We start from the raw sequence: 6498 nt of genomic DNA, 5'->3' as shown, positions 1-6498 counted from the left end.
GCGAGGGGGCGGGTGGCGGCGCGCATCCGGGCGGTGAAGAGCAGCAGGGTCTGCAGCCGGACGTAGAGGCCGGTGTCCACGGACTCCAGCTCGCCGCTGACCCGTTCGAGCAGCTCCATCGCCTCGTCGTGGCGTCCGATGCTGGTCAGGGCGATACCGAGGCCGACCGCCGCGACGCCGCGCTCCCGCGGCCCCGGGGCGAGCGCGAGCGCGTCGGTCAGGTGTCCGATGGCGGCCGGGCGGCAGCAGCGCAGCTCCGCCGTGCCCAGCTCCCTGAGCACCTCGGCGCGTGCTTCGGCGGCCGGGGGCTCGACGAGGGCCCGGCGCAGGAAGCGGGCCGCGCGGTCGGCGGCGCCGCGGGCGAGCGCGTCCCGGCCGGCCTCGCGCAGCACCTCGACCACCCACGGCTCGCCCGACGGGGGGAGCGCCAGCAGATGGGGGGCCACGCGGTCGGCGGGCGCCCCGTCGGCGGCGAGCGTGCGCGCCGCCCGCGCGTGCGCCCGGTTGCGGTCCTGCCACGCGAGCCCCTCGTACACCGCCGTGCGCTCGATCGGGTGGACGAAGGCGTACCGGCTGCCCTCGTCCCGGGCCCCGGCCTCCAGCAGCCCCGCGTCCACGAGCGCGCCCGCCGCCTCGGCCGCCGTCTCGCCGTCCAGGCCCGCGACGGCCGCGCTGGGCCGGTGCCCGGCGTCCGGGCCCAGCACCGCGACGGCCCGCGCGAAGCGGGCCGCTGCCTCGGGCAGCCGGCGCAGCCGGTCGTCCACCCGGCGCTCCACGGCGGCGGGCGCCAGCGAGCGCACGGCGTACGCGGCGGGGCCGTCGGCCGGGCCGAGCCCGTGCGCGGCCACCTCCCGCAGTAACTCGCCCAGCAGGAACGGGTTCCCCCCGGTGGCGTCATGGCAGGCGCGGACGAAGTCCTCGCTCGGCGGGACGCGCAGGGTGTCGGCGGCCAGCTCGCGGGCGGCGTCCGCACTCAGCGGGGCGAGTGTGCGCACCCGTGCCCGCGCGGCCCCGAGTACCCCGGCGAGCAGCGCGCCCCGCTCGCCGGGGTGCCGGGCCTCGGTGCGGGTCGCGACGACGACCGCGATCCGGCAGCCCTCCAGCCGGCCCGCCAGATAGTTCACGAAGCGCAGCGACGGCTCGTCGGCCCACTGCAGGTCGTCCACGGTGATGACCAGGGGGTGGCGGCCGGCCAGGTTCCTGCTCATCCAGAACAGCCCGTTCAGCAGGGAGTACGGCGCCCCGCCGGGCTCCGGGCCGGCGTCCCGCGCGGGGCGCGTCCCGAGCAGTGGGCCGGCCGTCGCGGCGGGGCCGGAGAGCACCGCGCGCCGCTCCTCCTCCGGGGCCGTGGCGGCCCAGGGCTCGAACATCTGGCGTACCACGCCGAACGGGAACCACCGCTCGAACTCCGCCGACCGCGCCTGCAGCACCAGGGCCCGCTGCTCCTCGGCACGCGCCCGGACATCGGCGAGGAACGCGGACTTGCCGGCGCCGGGCGGCCCCTCGCAGACCAGCAGCTGGCCGTGGCCGCGCCGGGCGCGGGCGAGCGCGGCGTCCGCCGCGGCGCACTCCGCCTCGCGTTCGAGCAGGCGCCGGTGGTCGGTTCGTACGGGGCGGTCGGTTCGTACAGGGTGGTCGGTCCGCATAGGGGACTCCTCAACTGACGGCTTGCCCGTGGGCGACGGGGTCGGGAAGGAACCGGACACAGCGGGGAGGCGCCGTTTCCACCCTGCGCGCGGAACGTGGACCAGGCGTGGAAGAAACCTGGAATTCCCGGGCCGCGCCGCCGTGGACAGCTCATTCGGCATAGATGCGGGCGAGCCGTGGCACGCTTAGACTCAAGGTTCGAAATATGCCGGACGCGGCGAACGGAGCCGGTGACCGCGGGGAATTCCGCGCCGCGTATCTGATCACCAGTGCTGCCTGGGGGGCTTGCGAGGTGTCTGCGGAGTTTCTCGTCCTTGGGCCGATCGAGCTGCGATGGGCCGGCCGGACCGTGGAACTCGGACACGCCAAGCGGCGCTGCGTCCTGGCCGCGCTGGTGATGGAGGCCAACCAGCCCGTTCCGGTCGGGCAGCTCATCGACCGGGTGTGGGGCGACCACCCCCCGTCCACGGTGCGCAACGTGCTCTACGGCTATGTCGCCCAGCTCCGGCGCGGCCTCGAAGCGCTCCCGGAGGACTCCGGCCGCCCGCGGCTGGGCCGTCAGTCCGGCGGCTACACGCTGCGGCTGCGCCCGGAGGCGGTGGATCTGCACCGGTTCCGGCGGACGGTGGCCCGCGCCCGCGCGGCAGCGGACGACCAGCGCACGGCCGCTGAGCTGCGCCAGGCCCTGGCCCTGTGGCGCGGACCGGCGTTCCGCGATCTGTCCAGCCCGTGGCTGGACGGGGTGCGCGAGGCCCTGGAGCGCGAGCGCCGCACTGTGCTGGCGGAGTGCCACGCGGCGGAGCTGCGGCTGGGACGGCACGCCCAACTGCTCGGGGAGCTGGAGGAGATGAGCGCGGCCCACCCGCTGGACGAGGTGCTGCTGCGCAACCTGATGACCGCCCTCTACCGCTCCGGCCAGTCCGCCGTCGCCCTGGAGCACTACGAGCGCACCCGGCGGATGCTGGCCACCGAGCTGGGCATCGACCCCGGCCCGGAGAGCCGCGAGCTGCACGAGCGCATCCTGCGCAGCGACCCGGCGCTGCGCGGCGACCCGGCGCTGCGCCGCGACGGCCCGCCGCCCGCCGGGGGGACGCGGCTCGTGCGCACCCCGGAGCACACGCCCCCGGTCCCCGCCCAGCTCCCGCACGGCGTACGGGACTTCGCCGGGCGCGGCGCCGACCTGGCGCGGCTGAACCGGATCGGCCACTCCGTCGGCCCCTCGGAGTTCCGCAGCGCGGGCTCGTCCATCGTCGCCGTGGTCGGCGGCCCCGGGATGGGGAAGTCGGCGCTCGCGGTGCGCTGGGCGTCCGACCTGATCGACCAGTTCCCGGACGGCCAGCTGTATCTCCCGCTGAACGCGCACGACGCCCACCGCGGCCCGATGGAGCCGGGCGAGGCGCTGCCCCGGCTGCTCGGCTCGCTGGGCGTGCCGCCGGGCGACGTGCCGCGCACCGTCGACGAACAGGCCGCGCAGTACCGCTCCCTGCTGGCGGCGCGCCGGATGATCGTCCTGCTGGACGACGCGGCCGACTCCGCGCAGGTGCGCCCGCTGCTGCCGGGCAGCCCCGGCTGCCTGGTCGTGGTGACCGCGCGCGGCCGGCTGCCGGGCCTCGCGGCGCACGAGGGCGCGCACTGCCTCACCCTGGACGTGCTGCCGCCCGGGGACGCGCTGGCGCTGCTGCGGAGCGTGCTGGGCGCGGAGCGGGTGGCGGCCGAGCCGGAGGCGGCGCTGGACCTGGCGCGGCTGTGCGGCCGGATGCCGCTGGCGATGCGCGCCGCCGCCGCCAACCTGGCCCAGGCGCCCGAGTCCGCGATCGGCGAGGCCGTCGCCGAGCTGGCGCAGGAGGGGCCGATGGCGGCCCGCACCCTGTTCACCGGGCAGCACCATGTGCTGCGGGAGGCGTTCGACCTGTCGCTGCGCACCCTGTCCGCGCCGGCCCGGCGGCTGTTCCGCCGGATGAGCCTGGTGCCGGGCCCGGACGTGGACGCGCGCGCGGCCGCCGTGCTGTGCGACGTCTCCACCCACCGCGCCCGGTGGCTGCTGGACGAGCTCGTCGAGAGGCACCTGGTGCACCCCCGCGCCCCCGGCCGGTACGAGCTGCGCGAGCCGCTGCGCTCCTACGCCGCCGACCGGCTGGCCGCCGAGGAGGACCCCGGGCGGTGCACGGCCGCGCTGCACCGGCTGTTCGACCGCTATCTGGAGCTGGTGGTCTCCGCCTCCCGGCAGTTCGGGGTGCCCGGCCCGGCCCCGTGCGCCCCGGTGGGCGACCGCGGCGACGCCGATCCGCCCGTGTCCGTCGCCGACGCGCTGCGCTGCCTGGAGGAGGAGCGCGCCAACCTGCTCGCGGCCGTCCACCACGCGGCCCGCCACGGCCCGCACCCGCTGGCGTGGGGCCTGGTGGACGCGCTGCGCGGGTTCTTCCGGCTGCGCCCGTTCGGCACCGAGTGGCGCGCCGCTGCGCAGTCCGGCCTGGACGCGGCCCGGCGCGCCGGGGACCGGGCGGCCGAAACGCTGATGGAGACCGCCGTGGCCCAGGCGTGCGTCGGGCTCGGGCACTACGAGGAGGCGCTGGACCACTGCTCGCGGGTGCTGGAGGGGGCCGCGCGCCAGGGGTTACGGGAGGCCGAGGCAGCCGCCGCCGTCGAACGGGGGTTCCTGCAGTGGGCCCTGGGCTCGCTCCTGGAGGCGAGCGCCAGCCTGGCGGCAGCGGTCGAGACGGCCCGGAGCGCGGGGCTCCCGCTGGAGGAGACCCGCGCGCTGCGCGGCCTCGGCCTGGTGCACTACGACCTGGGCGCGCCCCGCCTCGCGCTGCGCCACTTCGACTGGGGCCTGGACGCCGCCCGGCGGACGGGAGCCCTGCACTGCGAGCTGTATCTGCTGCTGCACCGCGGCCGGGTGCTGCACCGCCTCGGCCAGCTGGACGCGGCGTACGAGCATCTGACGCAGGCGCTGGCGGGCGGCCAGGAGTACGCCTTCTCGCAGGCGGAGGCGCTGGCACTGGCGTTCCTGGGCGCCCTGCACGCGGACGCGGGCCGCCCCGGCGCGGCGCTGGACCAGGTGGGACGGGCGCTGCGGCGGGTCGACGCGAGCGGTGACCCGCGGGTGGCGAGCGAGTGCCTCTCCGCCGTCGCGCGCGCCCTGCTGACGCTGGGGCACCCCGAGCGCGCGGCGGAGCACTACCGGCGGGCGCTGGGCGCCGCGCGCGAGGTCCGGTACCGCAGGGGCGTGGTCGGCGCCATGGCCGGCCTGGCCGGCGCGCTCGCCGCGTCGGGCGCGGCGGGGGAGGCCGAGGAGCACGGGCGGCGCGCCCTCGCCCTCGCCCGCGGGCTGCGCATGCGGCTGCTGGAGAGCGACGCGCTGACGGCGCTGGCCACCATCAAGCCCGAGACGCTGCACGACAGGTGGTCCCGCCCCCCGGGCGGGCACCCGGAGGACCTGGTGCACTGCGCCACCACGCTGCGCGCCCTGCTGGACAGCCTCTGGGCCAGAGAGGGAGCCCCCGGACAACCCCGCCCGGCCTGACCGAGCGCCCCGCAAACGGAGCGCCCCGCAAACGGAGCGCCCGAAGGGGCGCGGGGAACTGCGCGCGCAACCGCAGAGCCACCCGCAGCCCGCGGCGCACCGGCAGGGGCAGCCCCTGCCCGGCGCCCGGATGCCGGGTGCGGGAGGTCAGTGGGGCCAGATGGGCGGGTTGGTGCAGAAGTGGCCGCCCACGTGGGCCTGATCCGGCGCGCCGGTATCCAGCTCGCCGTGCTCGGCGACGAGCTTCGCCGCGTACACCTCGGAGTCGTCCCGCGGGGCGTAGCCGAGGGCGCGGGCGGAGGAGAGGTCCCACCACAGGCGGGTGTTGGCGGAGGAGCCGTAGACGACGGTGTGGCCGACGTCCTCGGCGGTGAGCGCCGCGTGCAGGAGCCGGGCGCCGTCGTCCGGGCTCATCCACACGGACAGCATGCGCACGCTGGTCGGCTCGGGGAAGCACGAGCCGATGCGGACGGAGACGGTCTCCACGCCGTGCAGATCCCAGTAGAGCTGGGCGAGGTCCTCGCCGAAGCACTTGGAGAGCCCGTAGAAGGTGTCGGGGCGGCGCGGCGCGTCGACGGACATCCGCGGCTCGTCCGCGCCGGGCACGGGCGTGAAGCCGACCGTGTGGTTGGAGGAGGCGAACACGACGCGGGGCACCCCTTCCTCGCGCACGGCCTCGTACAGCTGCTGGGTGCCCTGGATGTTGGCGCGCAGGATCTTCTCGAACGACGACTCCAGCGAGATCCCCGCGAGATGGACGACCGCGTCCACGCCGCGCACGGCGGCGCGCAGCGCCTCCCGCGCCGCCGGGTCCGTCCCGCCCAGGTCGAGGGTGAGCGCCCCGGGCTCGCCCGGCACCGGCTGGACGTCGAGCAGCCGCAGCTCGTATCCGTACGCCGGCAGCAGCTCGCGCATCAGGGTGCCGACGCCGCCTGCGGCGCCTGTGAGCAGGACGGTGCGCGGTGCGGGCATCAGCTCAGTCCTCATCCGTGGCTGTCATTCATATATGGGGAGACGCTAGGGAGCCGCCCGATCTCCGTCAAGACCGCCATCGCGCGGGGGTGAACTCGGGGGTGAACTCTGGGGTGAACGCGGGGGTGAAATCGGCCCTCTCGTGCGGGAATTCTCCCTTGACCGGCGCGGAGGCGCTGCCTTAGCGTGGCAGCGTTCAGAGATGTAGACACAGATCAGAAACGTGTACGGCCGGGTGGGGTGGGGGACCGGCGCTCTTCCGTGGCGCACGGCGTGGCTCCGGCCCTCGTTCCACCGCGGCCCGCCAAGGAGCGCTGCATGCCGTCCTCGCCGCCCAGCCCGCCCCGCCCGCCCCA

General features: G+C 76.7%; 3 protein-coding genes. 1 reads left to right on the top strand and 2 read right to left on the bottom strand.

What is annotated here, in order from left to right; translation table 11 throughout:
* On the bottom strand, nt 1–1646 hold a 1646-nt coding region (locus G5C65_RS28810), incomplete at its 3' end, for an AAA family ATPase (RefSeq protein ID WP_165301974.1).
* Nucleotides 1647–1996: 350 nt separating this feature from the next.
* On the opposite strand from G5C65_RS28810, the gene G5C65_RS28805 reads away from it, so the two are divergent.
* On the top strand, nt 1997–5170 hold the full coding sequence (locus G5C65_RS28805; RefSeq protein ID WP_165301973.1) for a BTAD domain-containing putative transcriptional regulator: 3174 nt from the start codon (nt 1997–1999) through the stop codon (nt 5168–5170).
* Between the two features lie 147 nt (nt 5171–5317).
* On the opposite strand, the gene G5C65_RS28800 is transcribed toward G5C65_RS28805, so the two are convergent.
* Nucleotides 5318–6142 (bottom strand): NAD-dependent epimerase/dehydratase family protein, encoded by an 825-nt coding sequence (locus tag G5C65_RS28800; protein WP_165301972.1) that lies wholly within the window; start codon nt 6140–6142, stop codon nt 5318–5320.
* Nucleotides 6143–6498 lie beyond the last annotated feature (356 nt).

The organism is Streptomyces boncukensis (assembly GCF_011045075.1).
Taxonomy (GTDB): Bacteria; Actinomycetota; Actinomycetes; order Streptomycetales; family Streptomycetaceae; genus Streptomyces; species Streptomyces boncukensis.
Note: the sequence above shows the minus strand (reverse complement) of the source record. Positions and strands in the feature narration are given on the sequence as shown.

Excerpts from the sequence above, each read along its gene's own strand:
- G5C65_RS28800 (WP_165301972.1), bottom strand. The coding sequence starts at position 6,142 with ATGCCCGCACCGCGCACCGTCCTGCTCACAGGCGCCGCAGGCGGCGTC.